Genomic DNA, 19760 nt, shown 5'->3' with positions numbered 1-19760 from the left:
TCACTCGTCAGTCACACGGAAGGCAACCCCATGGGCTCCGCGAACGGCAGACACCGTCGCCCTCGTCAGGCACCCGCCATCGTCGTCGCCGCGGGCGTGACCGGATCGGCCATCGCCATTCCGCTGCTCGGCGCGGCCAGTGCACAGGCAGCCGAAGCCACGACCTGGGACCAGGTGGCCGAATGCGAGAGCGGCGGCATGTGGAGCGCCGACCTCGGCAACGGCTTCTACGGCGGCCTTCAGTTCTCGCAGAAGACCTGGAAGGCGTACGGCGGCGAGTCGTACGCCCCGCGTGCCGACCTTGCCAGCCGCTCGCAGCAGATAGCCGTGGCCGAGAAGGTCCTGGACGACCAGGGCCCGCAGGCATGGCCCAGCTGTGCGGTCATCTCCGGCCTCGCGGTGGACGGGACGCTGCCCGGTGTCGACCCGGGGGTTGCGTCCTCCGCCGAGCCGACGGAGAGCACGGAGTCGGCTGACGGTACGTCGGCGGCCTCGTCCGATGACACCACCAAGCCGTCGGGCCGCGCGTCGGGCGGTACGGGTGGTTCGAAGAGCTCGAAGGGCCCGGATGGCGCCGACAAGTCTTCAGGCAAGGCGAAGCCTTCCACGAAGCATTCGACCACCGCGTCGGCCACCCCGCCCTCCGATGTGCCCGATTCATCCGGCTCTTCCGATTCGCCCGACGGTGTCGGTGGTAAGCATCGCGGCGCGCCGGCCTCCGAGGGGAGCCGGGACGCGAACGGCGGCGCCGGCCGTGAGTCGGGCCGTCATGCCTCCCGCGGTGACGCCGGCGCGCGCGACGCGGGTGTGTCGGCCGCCGAAGGCGCGTACACCGTGCACCCCGGCGACAACCTCTGGGCGATTGCTGACGCGCAGAAGGTTCCCGGTGGCTGGCCCGCGCTCTATGAGGCCAACAAGGATGCCGTCGGCTCCGATCCGGGCCTCATCCTTCCTGGCCAGAGCCTCGATCTCGACGTGAAGGCCAAGTGAGGGCAGTCTGAATTCGGCCAAAAGGGCCTCAAAAATCTGGGTAGTTCAGAGACCTATGTCCGATTATGTGTAAGTGAGACATGGGTCTCTTTGCGTCAACTGGCGTGTCGCGCCTGGGAACCCCTCCGTACCGCTGCCACCTGCGAAAACGACGGTTCCTCAGATGCGAGTACGGGCCGATTGTCCGATGTGTCCGTCTTTGAATGTGAGGGTTGCGTATGTTTACGGTCAGAACCGCTCGCACCGCGGGCCCCTTCGATCGTCACGCCGAATCCTGCCGTCGGTCGAAGGGAACAGACGCGTAAAGCGCCGTAGGCAGGAGCGGGGGACCCAGGTAGGCGCTGGGCCCGATCGTCGAATGACGCATCGGGGCCGGCTTGGGGTGAAGTCGCGTGCTAGGACGTGCGACCGGGCAACTCACTTGGCCCGAACCCGACAGCTCACCTCGTAGGCGTCGGTGAGGAGAAGTTCCATGCTGTTTTCCAGCAAGGGCAGGCACCGCCGCCCGTCAAAGGCTGTCCGTGCCGCCACGCTCGCAGGTGTCGCCGGTACCGCTGTCGCCGTACCGCTGATGGGCGCGACCAGTGCCTCCGCCGCCTCCGTCGCCACCTGGGACGCCGTCGCCCAGTGCGAGTCCGGTGGCAACTGGTCCATCAACACCGGTAACGGCTATTACGGTGGCCTGCAGTTCTCGCAGTCCAGCTGGGCCGCCGCCGGCGGTACGCAGTACGCCCCCCGTGCCGACCTGGCCACCAAGGCCCAGCAGATCGCCACCGCCGAGAAGCTCCTCGACATGCAGGGTCCGGGTGCCTGGGGCTGCGCAAGTGCCGGCGGCCTGACCAACGACGGCGTCGACCCGGGCGTCGACACCGGCTCCTCCTCGAACTCCACTTCCACCTCCAGCTCCAGCTCCAATGCCACCGAGCAGGAGAGCACCCCGGCCGCGCCGGAGCAGCAGGCCCAGCCGGAGCAGACCGAGCCCACCGAGCCCCCGGCCGCCTCCCCCTCGGACGGCTCCGCCGCTCCGCAGGCCGAGTCGAAGGAGACCGTCACCACACCGACCGGCGGGAAGGTCGAGAAGGGCGACGGCGAGTACAAGGTCGCCCCCGGCGACTCCCTGAGCGAGATCGCCGCCGACCAGAAGGTCGAGGGTGGCTGGCAGCAGCTGTTCGAGCTGAACAAGGACATCGTCACGGACGCCGACCTGATCTACCCGGGTCAGCAGCTGCACCTGACGAAGTAGTCCAGGCTCTCTCCTCCCTGAGCTCCCCGGCCCGGCGCCCAATCCCCCGTACGCGCCGGGCCGGGGTTTCTGCGTGACGCGGGGGTGCCTATATATCTCGATCGGACTCGGAGTCGGACGAGGAGGCAGCGACGGGGCCTGCAGGGCCTATGGTTCAAAAGAGCCGCTTCCGTCCCCACACGACGATGAACGTGACGATGGCCGCGGTGACTGTGAGCATGATGACTGCTCCCAGCCACTGCATCGGCTGCATCTGGGAGGCCGGGAGGTAGTCGGCCGCGTAGCCGATGACGTGCTTTGACTCCAGGCAGGACGTGTGGGCTCGGGTGTTCTCCATCTTGTCCAGGCACGTCGTCCAGTCCAGGCGGGTTCCCGAGTCGGTGAGGAAGTACGTGCCTTGGCCCTGTTGCACCGCACCGGCGGGCAGTTCCGGCTGCCGGGCGTCGGGGCCTACGCCCTTGTGGGTGGTGACCGACAGGACGTGGCCCAGGTTTAGGCGGAAGCGGTCCCAGATGAAGCCGATCGCCACCACTGTGCCGAGTGTGACCACCATCGACACCAGCGTGCGTCGCAGGAGCATGCCGATCGCCGCACCCACGGTGAAGGTGAGCAGGGCGTAGGCCGCTGGCATGATCCCCGTGACGTCGAAGAACGCGCTGCTCGTCCAGTCCAGGTTGTCGGCACGGCTCCTGACCGGGTTCCACCACCAGGTGAAGACGGCGCCCAGCACGGTGGTGGACAGGGCGATCAGCGCGGCGGGCATCGCGAGCTTCGTGGTGAGCCAGCGGAGGCGGCTGACTGACTGGGAGGTCACCAGCTTTGCGGTGCCGGACTCCAGGTCGCCCGCGATCAGCGGGGCGCCGATCAGGACGCCCGCCAGTATGGGGGCGTAGCCCAGGTAGCTTCCGACGCTGAACAGGCGGCCGGTGTACTTCTCGATGTCGGGCGGGAGGCTCTTCTGGGGGGACGTGGCGAGGTAGTCCGTCAGCTGGCCGCGCAGGTAGATCATGGCCAGCGTCGTCAGGAGCGTCAGGGCGAGCAGGGTCCAGAACGCCGCACGGTGCTGGCGCCAGATCAGCCAGATCAGGCCGAATCGGGGGCCCTTGCGTGAGGGGCGTGCGTCGGGGGTCGTACGGGCAGGGGCGTGGGTGAGCTTGGTCATGCGGTCACAGCCTTCTGCCGGTCGCGGGTGAGGACGTCGTGGACGTCGCCGACCTGGGCGCCGGGGGTGATCAACGGCGGGGCGTCGGGTGAGCGCAGGTAGGCGAGCAGCAGTTCCTCCAGAGTGGGCGGCTCGGCCTGTCCGCCGTACTGGATCGGGGCGCCGAGCCGTACGAGGACGCCGGGTCGGCCCTCGACGCCGGGCGACTCGGAACCGATGACCCGGTGCGGGCTCCCGGCCGGGAACGAGGTGTCCGGCGAGACCGCGAACAGGGCGTGTGCCGCCCGTAGTTCGTTCGCCTCGCCCGCGAGACGCAGGCCGCCGTTCGCGACGACGAGGAGGAAGTCGCAGATGTGTTCCAGCTCGGCGAGCATGTGCGAGGAGATCAGTACCGTCGTGCCACGTTCGGCCGCCGCCGCCGTCAGCGTGGCCATCAGCTCGCGGCGGACCAGCGGGTCGAGGTCGGCCATCGGCTCGTCGAGGATTAGCAGGTCAGGGCACTTTCCGAAGGCCAGGGCGAAGGCGACGCGGGTGCGCTGACCGCCGGACAGCGTGCCGATCCTCGCCGCCAGCGGCACCTGGCCCGCGCGGACGATGCCCTCGGCGACCCCTTGGTTCCAGCGGGGGTTCAGCTCGTGACCGAGCCGCAGCGTCTCGGCCACGGTGAAGCGCCGGAACAGTGGCTTCTCCTGGGTGAGGAACGCGGTGCGCAGGACCGCCTCCGTCGAACCAGGGGCCGCGCCGAAGATCCGCAGCGCGCCGGTCGTCGGGCGGATCATGTCGGTGGCCAGGCCCATCAGCGTGCTCTTGCCGGCGCCGTTGGGTCCTACGAGACCGCAGACCCGCCCGGCCGGCAGCCGGAAGGAGACGTCGCGCAGGGCCCAGCCGCGCCGGTACTTCTTGCCGAGCCCGTGGGCCTCGATCGCGGGCTCGGGGGACTGCGCGGACGTACTTGCGGGACACCGCGATCCCGGTCCGTTTCCCAGGTGCATCGTCGCGTGGTCCATGGGTGGGTGGCTCCTGTACGTGGTGAGGAGGCGTTGGCCGTGGTGGACCTTCGAGGGTCCGCACCACGGTGGCGTTGGCCGTGGCGGCGACGTACTTCCGTGTCAGGTGTTCAGGAAGGGTTACGCCGCTTTCGGTGGACACAACTCTGCTCGGCCGTCGCCCGCGGGGTATCGGGCGAAAGACAGATCATGCGCGGCAGGCTCCGACTTTCGGCCGGTGCGAGAGATCTCGGGTGTGCGAGATCGTGGCGGCATGGTGAGCAAGCTGAGAGAGCTGAAGGACATGACAAAGGTGGCGACCGGGGCGACCGCACCCGCGGTCACGCGGGGGAACGGACGTACGCGGCTGCTGCCCGTCACGTCATGGGTGCTGCTGGTCGCGGCCCTGGTCGGCCTCGCCCTCCTCGATCTGCTGGCCGGCTTCTACTGGATCGAGCACCACGGCCCCGCCAAGCTGATCGGCGCCTTGCTGGCCGTCGGAGTGGCCATTGCTTCGCCTCGGCTCGACGGGGACCGGGCGCTGCCGATGACGGCCTGCGCGCTCGCGGTCGTGTCGCTCTGCCTCTCGGTGTGGCTGCACATGGAGATGGTGGCCAGTTCACAGGCCCTTGGGTTCGCCGAACCGGCGGCGCTGGTGTGGCTCCTGCTGGTCGTCGCCCGGCGGGGGACGCCCTCGTGGGTGGTGGTGGCCGTGCCCATGCTGTGCATGGCCATCGTGCTGCGGCCGGTGGCGGTCTCGGTGCGGCAGTCCACCGTCATCATGGCGCTGCTCTTCGCGCTGGCCGCGGTCGCGGCGCTGGGCGTCGGCCTCGGGACGCGGCTGCTCCTGGTGGACCGGCGACGGCAGGCGGCGGCGCTGCGTCTCGAACAGCGGACGGAGTTCGCCAGGGACCTGCACGACTTCGTCGCCCACCACGTGACCGGCATCGTCGTACAGGCGCAGGGCGCCCAGGCGGTCGCGGACCGCCGCCCCGAACTGGTGCCGCCCGCGCTGCGGCGGATCGAACAGGCCGGCTCGGAGGCGCTGACCTCCATGCGGCACATGGTGGGGATGCTGCGCGACGCCGACGGGGAGGTGGCGGTGACGCCGCTGGCGGGGATCGACGAGATGCGATCGCTGGTCGAGGAGTTCTCGGCGGTCGGTGGTGCGCGGGCCGGGCTCGACCTTGAGGGGGCCGTCGACGATCTGCCGGTGGAGGTGACCACCACGGCGCACCGGGTGGTGATGGAGGCCCTCACCAACGTACGCAAACACGCCCAAGCCTGCACGGAGGTACGGGTACGGGTGAGCCTCTCGGAGGACCGGCTGACCGTACGGGTCAGCGACGACGGACGGCCGCGTCACGTCTCGCATGGCGGCTTCGGGCTGAATGGGCTGGCCGAGCGGGTGGGCCTGATCGGCGGAAGCATGCAGGCGGGGCCGGTGACAGGCGGCGGCTGGGGTGTGGAGGCGACGCTTCCGGTGCCGGCGGCCGAGGTTTCGGCGGCAGGGACGGCCAAGGTAGGGGCGGCGGCTTCGTGACGATCCGGGTGCTGATCGCCGACGACCAGGCCATGGTGCGCGCCGGGTTCGCGATGATCCTCGCGGCGGAGGACGACATCGACGTCGTCGGGGAAGCCACGGACGGGGTCCACGCCGTGGAACTCGCCAAGCTCCACCGCCCGGACGTCGTCCTGATGGACATCCGCATGCCGCGCATGGACGGCCTGGAGGCGCTGCGCAGACTGACGCGTCCCGGGACGGTGAACCCACCGAAGGTCGTGGTGGTCACGACGTTCGACGACGACGAGTACGTACAACGCGCCCTGACCCAAGGCGCCTCCGGCTTCCTCATCAAGGACTCGGGCCCCGCCCTGCTCGTCGAGGCCATCAGGGCAGCCGCCTCCGGCGAGGCCCTGGTGAGCCCGGCGATCACGGTCCGACTGCTGCGGCAGCTCAACAGCGCCGCGCCCGCTCCGCGCGAGCCGCACACCGCGCTCTCCGAGCGGGAGAAGGACCTGGTGCGCCTGGTCGCCCGAGGCCTGACGAATGCCGAGATCGCCGACGAGCTGACCATCTCGGTGGGCACGGTGAAGACCCACCTCGGAAATGTTCAGACGAAGCTGTCCGCCCGCAACCGCGTGGAGATCGCGGCTTGGGCCTGGGAGTCGGGGGTGGTGGAGGGGCGGGGGTGAGCGACGTCGCACAGGGAGTGCCGACTATCCGTGATCGTTCAACTGTTGTAGATACTGGCCAATAAAATTCTGACCGTTTGCCCGGCAATGTGCGTCCTTGGGTCCTTTTTCATCCCAGGGGACGGGCGGTCGTCCGACTGGTGGGCCGGGCCGGTTAGGCTCTTGTCGCAAGGCCAAAGTGACCCTGCACAACCAGTGTCATATCCCAGAAGGAGATGCCTCGTGCCGTCCATCGACGTCGTCGTAGCCAGGGAAATCCTCGACTCCCGGGGGAACCCCACGGTCGAGGTCGAGGTTGGCCTCGACGACGGCAGCACAGGTCGTGCTGCCGTGCCGTCCGGCGCCTCCACCGGTGCGTTCGAGGCCATCGAGCTTCGTGACGGCGACCCCAACCGTTACCAGGGCAAGGGCGTCGAGAAGGCTGTCCTCGCCGTGATCGAGCAGATCGGCCCGGAGCTCGTCGGCTACGACGCGACCGAGCAGCGGCTGATCGACCAGGCCATGTTCGACCTGGACGCCACCGAGAACAAGGGTTCGCTCGGCGCCAACGCCATTCTCGGCGTCTCGCTCGCCGTCGCCCACGCCGCCTCCGAGGCCTCGGACCTGCCGCTGTTCCGCTACCTCGGTGGCCCGAACGCGCACCTGCTGCCCGTCCCGATGATGAACATCCTCAACGGTGGGTCGCACGCCGACTCCAACGTGGACATCCAGGAGTTCATGATCGCCCCGATCGGTGCGGAGTCCTTCTCCGAGGCCCTGCGCTGGGGCGCCGAGGTCTACCACACGCTGAAGAAGGTCCTGAAGGCCAAGGGTCTTTCGACCGGTCTCGGCGACGAGGGCGGCTTCGCGCCGAACCTGGAGTCGAACCGCGCCGCCCTCGACCTCATCATCGAGGCCATCAAGGAAGCCGGCTACGTCCCGGGCAAGGACATCGCGCTCGCGCTCGACGTCGCCGCGTCCGAGTTCTACAAGGACGGCAAGTACGAGTTCGAGGGCAAGTCCCGCTCGGCCGCCGAGATGACCGAGTACTACGAGGAGCTCGTCTCCGCGTACCCGCTGGTCTCCATCGAGGACCCGCTGTACGAGGACGACTGGGCCGGCTGGAACGTCATCACCAAGAAGCTCGGCGCCAAGGTGCAGATCGTCGGCGACGACCTGTTCGTCACCAACCCGGAGCGCCTGGCCCGCGGCATCGAGGAGGGCTCCGCCAACGCCCTGCTCGTCAAGGTCAACCAGATCGGTTCGCTGACCGAGACCCTGGACGCCGTCGAGCTGGCCCAGCGCAACGGCTTCAAGTGCATGATGTCCCACCGCTCCGGCGAGACCGAGGACGTCACCATCGCCGACCTCGCCGTCGCGGTGAACTGCGGTCAGATCAAGACCGGCGCCCCGGCCCGCTCGGACCGCGTCGCCAAGTACAACCAGCTGCTGCGCATCGAGGAGATCCTCGATGACGCCGCGGTGTACGCGGGCCGCTCGGCGTTCCCGCGGTTTCGCTCTGCGAACTGATCGGCACAGCGCTCTGCGAACTGATCAGCACAGCGCTCCGCGAACTGATCAGCACAGCGCTCCGCGAACTGATCAGCACAGCAAGGGCTGAGCACCGGCCCTCAGGGCCCGTCCTAGCGGGCCGAAGGCCCCGGCCTCCGTCCGTCCCCGCACTCGGTCACGTACCGTGTGCGGGGACGGACGTGTGTGATGGGGAGGCGTGGACATGGCCGCGAAGGACCGGGACCGGTTCTCCACCGCGACCCGGCTGAGGCTACTCGGCGAGCAGACCGCCGCCCGCGTCTACCGGTCGCAGAGCCGCCGTCAGGCCCGCCGCTCCCGGCTCACCGGCCGGGCGGCCTTCCTTGCCCTCGTCGTCTGTTCCCTGGTGGTCGCGCTCGCGTACCCGATGCGGCAGTATGTGTCGCAGCGGGACGAGATCGCCGAGCAGGAACGTAAGGCGCAGGAGGCCCGGGCCCGCACCGAGGAGCTGCGCGACGAGAAGGCGCGCCTCCAGGACGATGCGTACATCAGGCAGCTTGCCCGCAAGCACCTGCACTACGTTCTCCCCGGGGAGACCGGTTATACGGTGATCGACCCCGACGCTGTCAAGGAGGGCAACGGCGAGACGGACGAGTCCGGTCGGCCGTGGCACTCCAACCTCTGGGACGGCGTCGACAGCGCCGACCGCGACTGACTCTCTTCAGCTATCTGCAGAACCGCAGTTCGAGCAGCCCGATCAGAACCTAGGCAGGCATGGAAACCCCCCCTCCGCAGACCGAGTCCACCGCGCCCACCGAGGCGGACATCGCCGCGTTCCAGCAGCAGCTGGGCCGCCCGCCGCGCGGGCTGCGCGCGATCGCGCACCGCTGCCCGTGCGGCAACCCGGACGTGGTCGAGACGCAGCCCCGGCTGGAGGACGGTACGCCGTTCCCGACGACGTACTACCTGACGTGCCCGCGTGCCGCGTCCGCGATCGGCACGCTGGAGGCGAACGGCGTCATGAAGGAGATGACCGAGCGCCTCGGTACGGACCCCGAGCTGGCCGCCGCGTACCGGGCCGCTCATGAGGACTACATCGCCCGGCGCGATGCCATCGAGGTCCTTGAGGGCTTCCCGAGTGCGGGGGGTATGCCGGACCGGGTGAAGTGTCTGCACGTGCTGGTCGGGCATTCGCTGGCTGCGGGGCCCGGGGTGAACCCGCTCGGCGACGAGGCGATCGCGATGCTGCCGGAGTGGTGGCGCAAGGGGCCGTGTGTGACGCCTTGCCAGTTGGCGGGCGCGGGCGACGAGGCCTGACCGTTCCCAGGGGCTCAGCCCCCGGACCCCGCTCCTCGATCGCCGGAGGGGCTTGATTCCACAGGAGCATTCATGACCCGCGTGGCCGCCATCGACTGCGGTACGAACTCCATCCGTCTGCTCGTCGCAGACGTGGACCCGTCCACCGGCGAGCTCGTCGAGCTCGATCGCCGGATGGAGATCGTTCGCCTCGGCCAGGGCGTCGACCGCACCGGCCGGCTCGCGCCCGAGGCCCTGGAGCGGACGTTCGCCGCCTGCCGCCAGTACGCGGGGGTGATCAAGGAGCAGGGGGCGCAGAAGATACGCTTCGTCGCCACCTCCGCCTCCCGCGACGCGGAGAACCGGGACGAGTTCGTCCGTGGTGTGCTGGACATCCTGGGCGTCGAGCCGGAGGTGATCAGCGGCGACGAGGAGGCGGAGTTCTCCTTCACGGGCGCCACCAAGGAGCTCGCGGGCCGTGATCATCTCGCGAAGCCGTATCTCGTCGTGGACATCGGCGGCGGCTCCACCGAGTTCGTCGTCGGCGACGACCATGTGCGGGCCGCGCGTTCCGTGGACATCGGCTGCGTACGGATGACTGAGCGGCACCTCGTGCACGACGGTGTCGTGAGCGATCCGCCGACCCCCGGTCAGATCGCCGCGATCCGCGCCGACATCGACGCCGCCCTCGACCTCGCCGAGGAGAGCGTCCCGCTCAGCGGGGCCGCCACCCTCGTCGGCCTCGCCGGGACGGTCACCACGGTCGCCGCGATCGCCCTGGGGCTCGACGCGTACGACTCCGAGGCGATCCACCACTCCCGGATCTCCCTCGGCCAGGTCCAGGAGATCACCGGACGGCTCCTCACCTCTACCCACGCCGAGCGTGCCGCGATCGGTGCGATGCATCCGGGACGGGTCGATGTGATCACCTCGGGGGCGCTGATCCTGCTCGCCGTGATGAAGCGGGCAGGCGCCCAGGAGATCGTCGTCAGCGAGCACGACATCCTCGACGGAATCGGCTGGTCGATCGCGTAGGTCCGGCTGAGCGGGGGCGGTGTGTGGCGGGCCTTCCGCAGGGTGCGAAAACGGCGCTCAGGCACACTCCGGCCTGCGCTTTGAGCGTTCGTGGGCCACCCGGGGGTGCCTCGCGGGACACATCGCAATCAAGTTCGTTAACTTCTTCACAAGGAATTCGGCCCCGTGGAGAGCGGTTCTGGTCCGTATGGGCATCCAGGGGCGCCCGCGGGATCGTTCCGCGTCGGTGTGGGACTGTTCCGGACGCGTTGCCGGCGTGTGGATCGAAGCGGGTGGTTCACCCGGCCCAGAGGCTCAAGGGCCAGCTCACAGGCGGTGAACAACGTTTGCTACCGCGCCGTGGTTCCCCTCCGATGACATGACCTCGGTCACGTGGGTGGGGCAGTGTAGCAGAGGGTGGTCCATACCTTGTGAAGGGGCTCACGAGTATGCCCCCTCAGGGGAGTGGATACTCGATGGCATGAGCACCACGGAGCGTCCCAGGATCCTCGTAGTAGGCGGTGGGTACGTAGGCCTGTACGCAGCTCGGCGCATCCTGAAGAAGATGCGCTACGGCGAGGCGACCGTCACGGTCGTCGACCCTCGGTCGTACATGACCTACCAGCCTTTCCTCCCCGAAGCCGCCGCTGGCAGCATCTCGCCTCGGCATGTCGTCGTCCCGCTGCGACGCGTACTGCCGAAGGCCGAGGTCCTCACTGGCCGCGTCACGACCATCGATCAGGACCGCAAGGTCGCCACGGTCGCGCCGCTCGTCGGTGAGGCCTACGAGCTGCCCTTCGACTACCTGGTCATCGCGATGGGCGCGGTCTCCCGCACCTTCCCGATCCCCGGCCTCGCCGAGCAGGGCATCGGTATGAAGGGCATCGAGGAGGCCATCGGTCTGCGCAACCACGTCCTCGAGCAGCTGGACAAGGCCGACTCGACGACCGATGAGGACATCCGCCGCCGGGCGTTGACGTTCGTCTTCGTGGGTGGCGGGTTCGCCGGTGCGGAGACCATCGGCGAGGTCGAGGACATGGCCCGCGACGCGGCGAAGTACTACACGAACGTGAAGCGCGAGGACATGCGCTTCATCCTCGTCGACGCCGCCGACAAGATCCTTCCCGAGGTCGGCCCGAAGCTGGGCACCTGGGGCCGGGAGCACCTGGAGTCCCGTGGCGTCGAGGTCTTCCTCTCGACCTCCATGGACTCCTGCGTCGACGGTCATGTCGTGCTGAAGAACGGCCTCGAGGTCGACTCCAACACGATCGTGTGGACGGCCGGCGTGAAGCCGAACCCGGCGCTGGCCCGCTTCGGTCTGCCGCTCGGTCCGCGTGGTCACGTGGACACCTCCGAGAAGCTCCAGGTGCAGGGCACCGACTACATCTGGGCCGCGGGCGACAACGCACAGGTTCCGGACATGATCGGCCGCAGGGCCGGCAACCCGAACGCCTGGTGCCCGCCGAACGCCCAGCACGCACTGCGTCAGGCCAAGGTCCTCGGCGACAACGTCATCTCCGGGATGCGCGGCTTCCCGCAGAAGGAATACAGCCACGCCAACAAGGGTGCGGTCGCCGGTCTGGGGCTGCACAAGGGCGTTGCGATGATCGTCATGGGCAAGATGAAGATCAAGCTCAAGGGTCGTCTCGCCTGGTACATGCACCGTGGCTACCACGGTCTGGCGATGCCGACCTGGAACCGTAAGATCCGGATCTTCGCCGACTGGACCCTTGCGACGTTCCTCAAGCGCGAGGTCGTTTCGCTCGGCGCCATGGAGACGCCGCGCGAGGAGTTCTACGAGGCCGCCAAGCCGACCCCGGCACCGGCCGCCGCCAAGGCCGAGGGCGAGAAGGCCAAGGCATCCTAGGGGCGCGTTCCCTGGGGATCTGCTCGCCGCGCAGTACGTGCACAACGCCCGGAGGGGCCGTCCGCCATTCGTGGTGCGGACGGCCCCTTCGGCGTGTCCGGCCGCTGCGTGGCGGGACGCGGGACGGGGTTTCGTGAGCGGCGCACCAGTGAATATATGTACTGTACAAACATTTTGCCGTTGCATTGCGCGGTAGCGGGACGGCCCGCGTTCCGCGGACTGTTGACGGGGGTGCAGCTCGTCGTGGCGCCGCGGGTGTCCGGCGTGGTTGCAAGCATGTTTGTTCATGTTTGGGCACATTGGGAACACCATCACGGAGGTGTGCGCCATGGCAGACGCCGCATTGCGGCTGACCGCTCTTGCCGAGGAGTTGCTGGGAGAAAGGCTGCCGGTCCGTATCCGGGCCTGGGACGGCAGCGAATCCGGACCGCCCGGTGCGCCCGTCCTCGTCATCCACAGCCGCCGCGCGCTGCGCCGGCTGCTCTGGAAGCCGGGTGAACTGGGCCTGGCCCGCGCCTGGGTGGCGGGCGAGCTCGACATCGAAGGTGATCTGTACGAAGCCCTGGATCTGATGGCCTCGCTGATCTGGGACCGCGGCGTGGAGGCCAAGGACGGCGTCCACCCGGTCCGCGACCCGAAGGTGCGGGCCTTCGCCAAAGGGCTGTTGCAGCTCGCCGGTCCCTGGCCACCGCCGCCCCCGCCGCCCGAGGAGGTACGCCGCCGCACCGGCACCCTCCACACCAAGCACCGCGACAAGGAAGCCATCAGCCACCACTACGACGTGGGCAATGACTTCTACGAACTGGTCCTCGGCCCGTCCATGGTCTACTCCTGCGCCTACTGGGACGACGACGGGAATCTTGAGGACGCCCAGCGCGACAAGCTCGACCTGGTCTGCCGCAAGCTCGCACTGAAGGAGGGCGACCGCCTCCTCGACGTCGGCTGCGGCTGGGGCTCCATGGCCATCCACGCGGCCCGCGAGTACGGTGCCCGGGTCACCGGGGTGACCCTCTCCGTCGAACAGGCCGCCTACGCCAGGAAGCGCATCGCGGAAAAGGGCCTGACCGACCGGATCGACATCCGGGTCCAGGACTACCGGGACGTCAGGGACGGTCCTTACGACGCCATCTCGTCCATCGGCATGGCGGAACACGTCGGCTCGGTCCGCTTCCGCGAATACGCCGACGACCTCTACGCACTCCTCAAGCCCGGCGGCCGGCTGCTCAACCACCAGATCGCCCGCCGCCCCGAGAAGGACGAGTCCGCGTACCACGTGGACGCGTTCATCGATGCCTATGTATTCCCGGACGGTGAACTGGCTCCGGTGGGACGGACCGTGACCACCCTCGAAGAAGCCGGCTTCGAGGCCCGTGACGTCGAGTCGATCCGCGAACACTACGCACTGACCTTGCGCCGCTGGGTCGCCAACCTGGAGAACGCATGGGACCGGGCGGTCCGGATGACCTCGCCGGGACGGGCCAGGGTCTGGCGCCTCTACATGGCCGCCTCCGCCCTCTCCTTCGAGCACAACAAGATCGGCGTCAACCAGATCCTCGTGGTGCGCCCGGTGGAGGGCGGGGCCGCCCGCATGCCGCTGCGGGCCCGCGACTGGACGGCGTCGGCGACCGGCTGACACCGGCACCGGGAGACACCGGCACCGGGACGGACACACCGGGGGCCGGTACCCGCAGCTCCGCGCTGCGCGTACCGGCCCCGGTGTGTCCGTCCCGGTCCTGCCGGCCGCTATTCGGTTTTGATCGCCGTCAGCATGTTCAGCTTCGCGGCGCCGCGGGCCGGCCAGAGCGAGGCCAGCACACCCACCAGTGCGGCGAGCACCAGGAAGATCCCGATCCGGCCCCACGGGATGATCAGGGCGTAGTCCGGGATCGAGGACTTCAGGGTCTGCCCGATCGCCCATCCGAGGAACGTACCGAGCACGACACCGATCACCGCGCCGAAGAGCGAGATGACCACGGCCTCCAGCCGGATCATGCGCTTCACCCGGCGCCGGTCGAGGCCGATCGCGCGCAGCATGCCGATCTCCTGCTGGCGTTCGAAGACCGACATGGCCAGCGTGTTGACGACGCCGAGCACCGCGATGATCAGGGCCATCGCCAGCAGGCCGTACATGATGTTCAGGGCGGTGTTGATGGCGCCGCCGGACATGTCCCGGATGCCCTGGCGGTCGATGACGCTCATCGCCGGGTTGTCACCGAGCGCCTTGACCACGGTCTTCTCGTTGGCGGCGGTCTCGCCGCCGTCCATCTTCAGCCAGATCTCGCGGATGTACGGGTGGTCGGAGTGCTGGTTCAGGAGGTCCTTGGACATCAGGACGGGGGAGAGGAACTCGTTGTCCTCGTAGATCGCCCCGACCTTCAGCTTCTCCTTCTTGCCGTCCTCGTACTCGACCGCGACGGTGTCCCCGGTCTTCCAGCCGTTCGACTTGGCGGTCTTCTGGTCGACGGCGAACTCGTTGTCGCCGAGGGAGTCGACCGAGCCGGAGACCGTCTTGATGGCGAAGAGCTTCGACACGTCACCAGGGGCGACCCCGGAGGCCATGAGGGGTGTGCCGCCGACCTCCGGCCAGGCGTACTGGTTGGGCGAGACGGCCTCGACCCCGTCGGCCTTCTCCAGGGCGCTGAGCGCCGACGGGTCGAGCGAGTCCCCGTTCGCCATTGACACCATGTAGTCGGCCTTGATGTTGTCCGTCGTCATCCGGTCGACCGCCTCGCCGACGGTGACACCGAGGACCGAGATGCCGGTGACCAGGGTGAGCCCGATGGCCAGGGCGGAGGCGGTGGCGCCGGTACGGCGCGGGTTACGGACCGCGTTCTGCGCGGCCAGCTTGCCGGAGACCCCGAACAGCCGCTTGAGCAGCGGACGAACCAGTGCGATGACCGGCCGCGACAGCAGCGGGATCAGCACGATGACACCGATCAGCGCGAAGAACGCGCCGGCCGCGATGACCGTCCGGCCGTCCGAGCCCATGGCCGCGCCCGCCACGATGACCGCGCTACCGAGCGCGGTGAGTGCGCCGCCGATCGAATTGCGCAGCACCAGGGACTTGACGGTGGCGGTCGCGTGCACGCTGTTCATCGCGGCGACCGGCGGGATCTTCGCGGCCCGGCGGGCGGGCAGCCAGGCGGCCAGCACGGTGATCAGGACGCCGACGCCGAGCGCGGCGGCGATGGCGGTGGGCGAGACGATCAGCGGTCCGTCCGGGATCTTCCCGCCGATCAGGCTCATCGCGGAGCGCAGCCCGATGGCGAGACCGAGGCCGAGCAGGAAGCCGACGACCGATGCGATCACGCCGACCACCGCTGCTTCCAGGAGGACGGAGCGCTTGACCTGGCGGCGGGAGGCGCCGACGGCGCGCAGCAGTGCCAGTTCCTTCGTGCGCTGGGCGACCAGCATCGTGAAGGTGTTGGCGATCAGGAAGATGCCGACGAAGAGCGCGATCGCGGCGAAGGCGAGCAGCATCGAGTTGAGGCTGCTCATCCCGTCCTCGATGTTCTTGGCCTGCTCGTCGGCGAGGTCCTTGCCGGTCCGGGCGTCGGCGTCCTTCGGGAGCAGCGGCTTCACGTCGGCCAGCAGCTTGTCGGCGGAGACGCCGGACGCGGCGGAGATGTCGACGTTCATGAACTCGCCGGGCCGCAGGTAGAGCTTCTGGGCGACCGGGGTCTCGAAGAGAACCAGGCTGCCACCCGCGTTGACCGCGCCGTCCTCGGTGGTGAAGACACCGGAGAGGGTGTATTCCTTCACCGGCCCGTTGGTGGCGACCCGGACCTGGTCACCGACGTGGTACTCGCCCTTCTTCGCGGTTTCCTCGTCGAGCGCGATCCGGTCGGCCGCGTCCGGGCCCTTGCCCTCGACGAAGGTGTACGCGGAGTCCTTGCCGTTCTTGTCGGGGAAGAAGTTCGCGCCGGTGTTGGTCCAGCCGTTGCCGATCAGCTTGCCGTCGGGGTCGGCGACCCCGGCGAAGCCGGACACCCGGCCGGTGGCGGTGTCCACACCGTTCAGGCCCTGGATCTTCTTCAGGGTGGCGGCGGTGATGGCGGGCGTCTTCTCGTCGGTCTGTTCGGCCGGGGTGGTGATGGCGACGGCGACATCGTCATAGCTCTTCGCCGACTGGTTACGGAAGGCGTTGCCGAGGGTGTCGGTGAAGATCAGGGTGCCGGAGACGAAGGCCACGCCGAGCATCACGGCGAGGACGGTCATCAGCAGTCTGGCCTTGTGTGCGAGCACATTGCGCAGGGCAGTGCGGAACATGTCTGTCAGTCCTGGGATGGGGAGGAGTTCCGGAAGAGGGTCAGAGCGGGCTTCAGCTGGTGCGGCCCTTGGCGTCGAACGCCTTCATCCGATCGAGGACCCCGTCCGCGGTGGGGTGCATCATCTGGTCGACGATCCGGCCGTCCGCGAGGAAGACGACCCGGTCCGCGTAGGAGGCCGCCGCCGGGTCGTGGGTCACCATCACGACGGTCTGCCCCAGCTCGCGCACCGAGTTGCGCAGGAAGCCGAGGACCTCGGCGCCGGAGCGGGAGTCCAGGTTCCCGGTCGGCTCGTCACCGAAGATGATCTCCGGCTGCGAGGCCAGGGCGCGGGCCACCGCGACGCGCTGCTGCTGGCCGCCGGAGAGTTCGGTCGGCCGGTGGGTCAGTCGGTCGGAGAGGCCCACCATGTCGATGACCTTCCGCATCCACTCGGCGTCGGGCTTGCGGCCCGCGATGTCCATGGGGAGCGTGATGTTCTCCTGTGCCGTCAGCGTCGGCAGCAGGTTGAACGCCTGGAAGATGAAGCCGATCTTGTCCCGGCGGAGCTGGGTGAGTTGCTTGTCCTTGAGGGAGCCCAGCTCCGTCTCACCGATCCGTACCGAACCGCTGCTGAAGCTGTCGAGGCCCGCCACGCAGTGCATCAGCGTGGACTTGCCGGAGCCGGACGGGCCCATGATGGCGGTGAACTCGCCCCGCGGGAACTCCACGGAGACCTGGTCCAGGGCCGTCACTTTGGTCTCGCCCTCTCCGTAGACCTTCGACAGATCCGTGGCGCGGGCAGCCACCGTGGTGACGCGGTGTGCGGTGGAAGTGGTGGTCACGGGAATCTCCTGATTCGGGCCTCCGGCCGAGGGCTTCGTCCGGGGTGGTGATCGGTTGCCTTTGGAACCCCTCCATCGTCACCGCCGTATCGCCGCAGGTCGTCCGACCCCGTGCCCGTTCCAGGGGGCGCCTTGAGTCGCACCGAGGGGCACCTGCGTCCTCCTGCGGTATGACACCGACCCTGAGGACGGCCGCACGGCCTCGTTGCCCGGCCGGGGTGGCGTGCCCATGGCGATCGCTGGCGCCCGCCTGGCGAATGCGCCGTCCGAGTGCGGCGACTTTACGTCAATTCGGAATACCGGTCGCCGTACCCGCTACCCCGCCCAGGCATGTGACGATGCCCTCTCACGAGTGCTGACGCACCCTCAAACGGTCAATAAAATAAGACAACATCGCGCCAATGACCCGCTGATCGGAGGAGGCCCCCGGATAGGGTCATGTGCCAACGCGGAGCCGCGCGCCAGGCCCGGATGGTGGAATGCAGACACGGCGAGCTTAAACCTCGCTGCCCCTCGGGGGCGTGCCGGTTCGAGTCCGGTTCCGGGCACCACTTCGCGCTTGCGGCTGAGAGGCCGTCGGGTGACCTCTGATCAGGCAGGACGGCCTGAAGTCCGCGATCATTCATGCGCTCGGGAGAGTGGTCTTCGTCACCCGTACCCCCGAAATCGGCGTCGAGCCCGCCCACCTCTCGTAGCAGTCGGCCGTGTCGCGGCGGGCCGATCCGGTCGTCGCGCGCCGGGACGGCTCGGACGTGTACTGCTTCCTGGCCGACACTCAGATGGCGGAACCGCTGCGAGGACCCCGGACCATCCGGGTGCCGGTCGGCCTAAAGATCCTCCCCAAGCACTAGCCTGATTCTTTTGCCTACCCATTACTCTTGTGGGAAGGCCACGCAGGGTGGCCATGGAGGAGTGAGATGAGGAGCAGCAACCCGGTCTTCTCGCGACGGGGCTTCAGCCGCGACAACGGATACGCGGGCTTCAACGCGGCGCCGCAGGCCGGGGCCCCCGTAGCGGGTGCCAACCCGTACGCGCAGGGCGCCGCCGCCAACCCGTACGCCACCAACCCCTACGCCCAGCAGGACACCCAGTACGGCGTCCCGCAGGCACCGGCGCGTTCCGGTGCAATGACGATCGACGATGTCGTCTCGCGCTCGGCGATCACGCTCGGCACCGTGGTGCTCGGTGCCGTGCTTGCCTGGGCCCTGTTGCCGGTCGACGAGGCCAACCTCGGCAAGTCATACGGCATCGCGATCGGCGCCGCCCTGGTGGCGTTCGTCCTGTCGCTCGTCCAGTCCTTCAAGCGAAAGCCGGCCCCGGCGCTGATCGTCGCGTACGCGGCCTTCGAGGGTGTCTTCCTCGGAGTGATCTCCAGCGCGGTCAGCACGTACATCGCGCCGGGCGTCGTGATGCAGGCGGTGATGGGCACCATGTGTGTCTTCGCCGGTGTGCTTCTCGCGTACAAGATGCGCTGGATCCGCGTCACCCGACGCTTCTACGGCTTCGTGATGGCCGCCGCAGTGGGCTTCATGCTCCTGATGTTGGTCAACCTGCTGTTCGCCGTCTTCGGCGGCGGTGACGGCCTGGGCTTGCGCAGCGGCGGCCTCGGCATCCTCTTCGGTGTCATCGGGGTCATCCTCGGTGCGTGCTTCCTGGCCCTGGACTTCAAGCAGGTCGAGGACGGCATCTCGTTCGGCGCCCCGCGCGAGGAGTCCTGGCTGGCGGCCTTCGGCCTCACCATGACGCTGGTGTGGATCTACCTGGAGATGCTGCGTCTGTTCTCCCTCCTCAGCGGCGACGACTGATGCACAACCCCGCAACGGGAACGGAACGGCCCGCAGGCACAGCGCCTGCGGGCCGTTCCCCTTTCCTGGCACCCTGCCCGGTTTCCCGGCTTTCCCGGCACCGTGTCCGGGCATCGGCCCGTTGGCAACCATCCCGGAAGGGCGCGTAGGGTCGCGGAGTGCTCGATACGACCCCGCTGATCACCGCCGTGGACCGATTCGCCGACCGGCTGCGCGCCGCCCCGCAGAGCCGTCTGCAGCGCGGCGCGGCTGCCGAAGGGCTGGCCACGGCCAGGGAACTGGCTCTGCGGGCCCAGCGCATCGAGGCGCCGGACCGGGAGCCGCGGATCATGCCGGACGCCGGGATCTTCGCGATCGGTGACCAACTTGCCGTAGCGGGGCATGACTTGGCGGTGGCACTGGAAACGGCCCCGTCGGCTGAGCTGGACGCGGCCGTGCAATTCGTGGCGGAGGCCACTGCGCGGGCGTTCGCGTAGCGGCGGCGGGCGGTGGCCCGAGGGCAGCGGCCGGTGAGAGCCGCTCCACCCCCAATGCCCCGGGGGGGTAGGGCGTGTTTCGAAAGTCCCGCCTGCCCCGCGACGCCTGGCACGCACGCTCGCCGCGTTGTCGGGATCGTCCTCGTACGCCCAGTACGAGGAC

Annotated in this window: 16 protein-coding genes, 1 tRNA gene and 1 riboswitch; of the genes, 13 read left to right on the top strand and 4 right to left on the bottom strand. The window is 68.8% G+C overall.

Annotation, left to right across the window (positions count from 1 at the left end):
- Positions 1-30: 30 nt before the first annotated feature.
- Both ABT115_RS28955 and ABT115_RS28950 read left to right on the top strand, forming a co-directional pair.
- Positions 31-990, top strand: coding sequence for a transglycosylase family protein (locus ABT115_RS28955; RefSeq protein WP_351795862.1), 960 nt, complete (start codon positions 31-33; stop codon positions 988-990).
- Between the two features lie 297 nt (positions 991-1287).
- Positions 1288-1459: riboswitch (cyclic di-AMP (ydaO/yuaA leader) on the top strand.
- 3 nt (positions 1460-1462) lie between these two features.
- Positions 1463-2233 carry a transglycosylase family protein gene (locus tag ABT115_RS28950; RefSeq protein WP_351795859.1) on the top strand — a complete coding sequence of 257 codons (771 nt, stop codon included), beginning with the start codon at positions 1463-1465 and terminating at the stop codon, positions 2231-2233.
- A gap of 154 nt (positions 2234-2387) precedes the next feature.
- Here ABT115_RS28950 and ABT115_RS28945 read toward each other — a convergent pair whose 3' ends face one another.
- Positions 2388-3395, bottom strand: coding sequence for an ABC-2 membrane transporter-related protein (locus tag ABT115_RS28945; protein ID WP_351795857.1), 1008 nt, complete (start codon positions 3393-3395; stop codon positions 2388-2390).
- Positions 3392-4402 carry an ABC transporter ATP-binding protein gene (locus ABT115_RS28940; RefSeq protein WP_351795854.1) on the bottom strand — a complete coding sequence of 337 codons (1011 nt, stop codon included), beginning with the start codon at positions 4400-4402 and terminating at the stop codon, positions 3392-3394. Before ABT115_RS28940 ends, ABT115_RS28945 begins: the two co-directional genes overlap by 4 nt.
- Before the next feature lie 253 nt (positions 4403-4655).
- On the opposite strand from ABT115_RS28940, the gene ABT115_RS28935 reads away from it, so the two are divergent.
- The 8 genes from ABT115_RS28935 to ABT115_RS28900 all read left to right on the top strand — a co-directional run bounded on the left by ABT115_RS28935 (position 4656) and on the right by ABT115_RS28900 (position 13857).
- Positions 4656-5924, top strand: a complete 1269-nt coding sequence (locus tag ABT115_RS28935; RefSeq protein ID WP_351795851.1) for a sensor histidine kinase — start codon at positions 4656-4658, stop codon at positions 5922-5924.
- Positions 5921-6577 (top strand): response regulator, encoded by a 657-nt coding sequence (locus ABT115_RS28930; protein ID WP_351795848.1) that lies wholly within the window; start codon positions 5921-5923, stop codon positions 6575-6577. The genes ABT115_RS28935 and ABT115_RS28930 overlap by 4 nt, the downstream gene beginning before the upstream one ends.
- A 222-nt stretch (positions 6578-6799) precedes the next feature.
- Positions 6800-8086: a phosphopyruvate hydratase gene (gene eno, locus ABT115_RS28925; RefSeq protein WP_351795845.1), complete on the top strand. Its 1287-nt coding sequence runs from the start codon at positions 6800-6802 to the stop codon at positions 8084-8086.
- Positions 8087-8291: 205 nt separating this feature from the next.
- Positions 8292-8762 (top strand): FtsB family cell division protein, encoded by a 471-nt coding sequence (locus ABT115_RS28920; protein ID WP_351795843.1) that lies wholly within the window; start codon positions 8292-8294, stop codon positions 8760-8762.
- Positions 8763-8821: 59 nt separating this feature from the next.
- Positions 8822-9364 carry a DUF501 domain-containing protein gene (locus ABT115_RS28915; RefSeq protein WP_351795840.1) on the top strand — a complete coding sequence of 181 codons (543 nt, stop codon included), beginning with the start codon at positions 8822-8824 and terminating at the stop codon, positions 9362-9364.
- 72 nt (positions 9365-9436) lie between these two features.
- Positions 9437-10378, top strand: coding sequence for a Ppx/GppA phosphatase family protein (locus ABT115_RS28910; protein WP_351795838.1), 942 nt, complete (start codon positions 9437-9439; stop codon positions 10376-10378).
- Positions 10379-10838: 460 nt separating this feature from the next.
- Complete coding sequence (locus ABT115_RS28905; RefSeq protein WP_351795835.1) at positions 10839-12224, top strand: NAD(P)/FAD-dependent oxidoreductase; 1386 nt, start codon at positions 10839-10841, stop codon at positions 12222-12224.
- Positions 12225-12552: 328 nt separating this feature from the next.
- Positions 12553-13857 (top strand): class I SAM-dependent methyltransferase, encoded by a 1305-nt coding sequence (locus ABT115_RS28900; RefSeq protein WP_351795832.1) that lies wholly within the window; start codon positions 12553-12555, stop codon positions 13855-13857.
- A 110-nt stretch (positions 13858-13967) separates the two neighbouring features.
- On the opposite strand, the gene ABT115_RS28895 is transcribed toward ABT115_RS28900, so the two are convergent.
- Positions 13968-16493 carry an ABC transporter permease gene (locus tag ABT115_RS28895; RefSeq protein WP_351795829.1) on the bottom strand — a complete coding sequence of 842 codons (2526 nt, stop codon included), beginning with the start codon at positions 16491-16493 and terminating at the stop codon, positions 13968-13970.
- A gap of 52 nt (positions 16494-16545) precedes the next feature.
- Positions 16546-17316, bottom strand: coding sequence for an ABC transporter ATP-binding protein (locus ABT115_RS28890; protein ID WP_351795826.1), 771 nt, complete (start codon positions 17314-17316; stop codon positions 16546-16548).
- 465 nt (positions 17317-17781) lie between these two features.
- Here ABT115_RS28890 and ABT115_RS28885 point away from each other — a divergent pair.
- The 3 genes from ABT115_RS28885 (at position 17782) to ABT115_RS28875 (ending at position 19597) form a co-directional block, all read left to right on the top strand.
- Positions 17782-17867, top strand: a tRNA-Leu gene (locus ABT115_RS28885).
- 366 nt (positions 17868-18233) lie between these two features.
- Positions 18234-19121 (top strand): Bax inhibitor-1/YccA family protein, encoded by an 888-nt coding sequence (locus ABT115_RS28880; RefSeq protein ID WP_351795824.1) that lies wholly within the window; start codon positions 18234-18236, stop codon positions 19119-19121.
- A 158-nt stretch (positions 19122-19279) separates the two neighbouring features.
- Positions 19280-19597 carry a hypothetical protein gene (locus tag ABT115_RS28875; RefSeq protein ID WP_351795821.1) on the top strand — a complete coding sequence of 106 codons (318 nt, stop codon included), beginning with the start codon at positions 19280-19282 and terminating at the stop codon, positions 19595-19597.
- Positions 19598-19760: the final 163 nt, after the last annotated feature.

The organism is Streptomyces sp. NPDC001832 (genome assembly GCF_040297265.1).
GTDB lineage: Bacteria > Actinomycetota > Actinomycetes > Streptomycetales > Streptomycetaceae > Streptomyces.
Note: the sequence above shows the minus strand (reverse complement) of the source record. Positions and strands in the feature narration are given on the sequence as shown.

What these genes read in the sequence shown, in the direction of transcription:
- ABT115_RS28955 (WP_351795862.1), top strand. Translation starts at nt 31, where the DNA reads ATGGGCTCCGCGAACGGCAGACACCGTCGCCCTCGTCAGGCACCCGCC.
- ABT115_RS28950 (WP_351795859.1), top strand. Translation starts at nt 1,463, where the DNA reads ATGCTGTTTTCCAGCAAGGGCAGGCACCGCCGCCCGTCAAAGGCTGTC.
- ABT115_RS28945 (WP_351795857.1), bottom strand. Translation starts at nt 3,395, where the DNA reads ATGACCAAGCTCACCCACGCCCCTGCCCGTACGACCCCCGACGCACGC.
- ABT115_RS28940 (WP_351795854.1), bottom strand. Translation starts at nt 4,402, where the DNA reads ATGGACCACGCGACGATGCACCTGGGAAACGGACCGGGATCGCGGTGT.
- ABT115_RS28935 (WP_351795851.1), top strand. Translation starts at nt 4,656, where the DNA reads ATGGTGAGCAAGCTGAGAGAGCTGAAGGACATGACAAAGGTGGCGACC.
- ABT115_RS28920 (WP_351795843.1), top strand. Translation starts at nt 8,292, where the DNA reads ATGGCCGCGAAGGACCGGGACCGGTTCTCCACCGCGACCCGGCTGAGG.
- ABT115_RS28915 (WP_351795840.1), top strand. Translation starts at nt 8,822, where the DNA reads ATGGAAACCCCCCCTCCGCAGACCGAGTCCACCGCGCCCACCGAGGCG.
- ABT115_RS28910 (WP_351795838.1), top strand. Translation starts at nt 9,437, where the DNA reads ATGACCCGCGTGGCCGCCATCGACTGCGGTACGAACTCCATCCGTCTG.
- ABT115_RS28905 (WP_351795835.1), top strand. Translation starts at nt 10,839, where the DNA reads ATGAGCACCACGGAGCGTCCCAGGATCCTCGTAGTAGGCGGTGGGTAC.
- ABT115_RS28900 (WP_351795832.1), top strand. Translation starts at nt 12,553, where the DNA reads ATGGCAGACGCCGCATTGCGGCTGACCGCTCTTGCCGAGGAGTTGCTG.
- ABT115_RS28895 (WP_351795829.1), bottom strand. Translation starts at nt 16,493, where the DNA reads ATGTTCCGCACTGCCCTGCGCAATGTGCTCGCACACAAGGCCAGACTG.
- ABT115_RS28880 (WP_351795824.1), top strand. Translation starts at nt 18,234, where the DNA reads ATGAGGAGCAGCAACCCGGTCTTCTCGCGACGGGGCTTCAGCCGCGAC.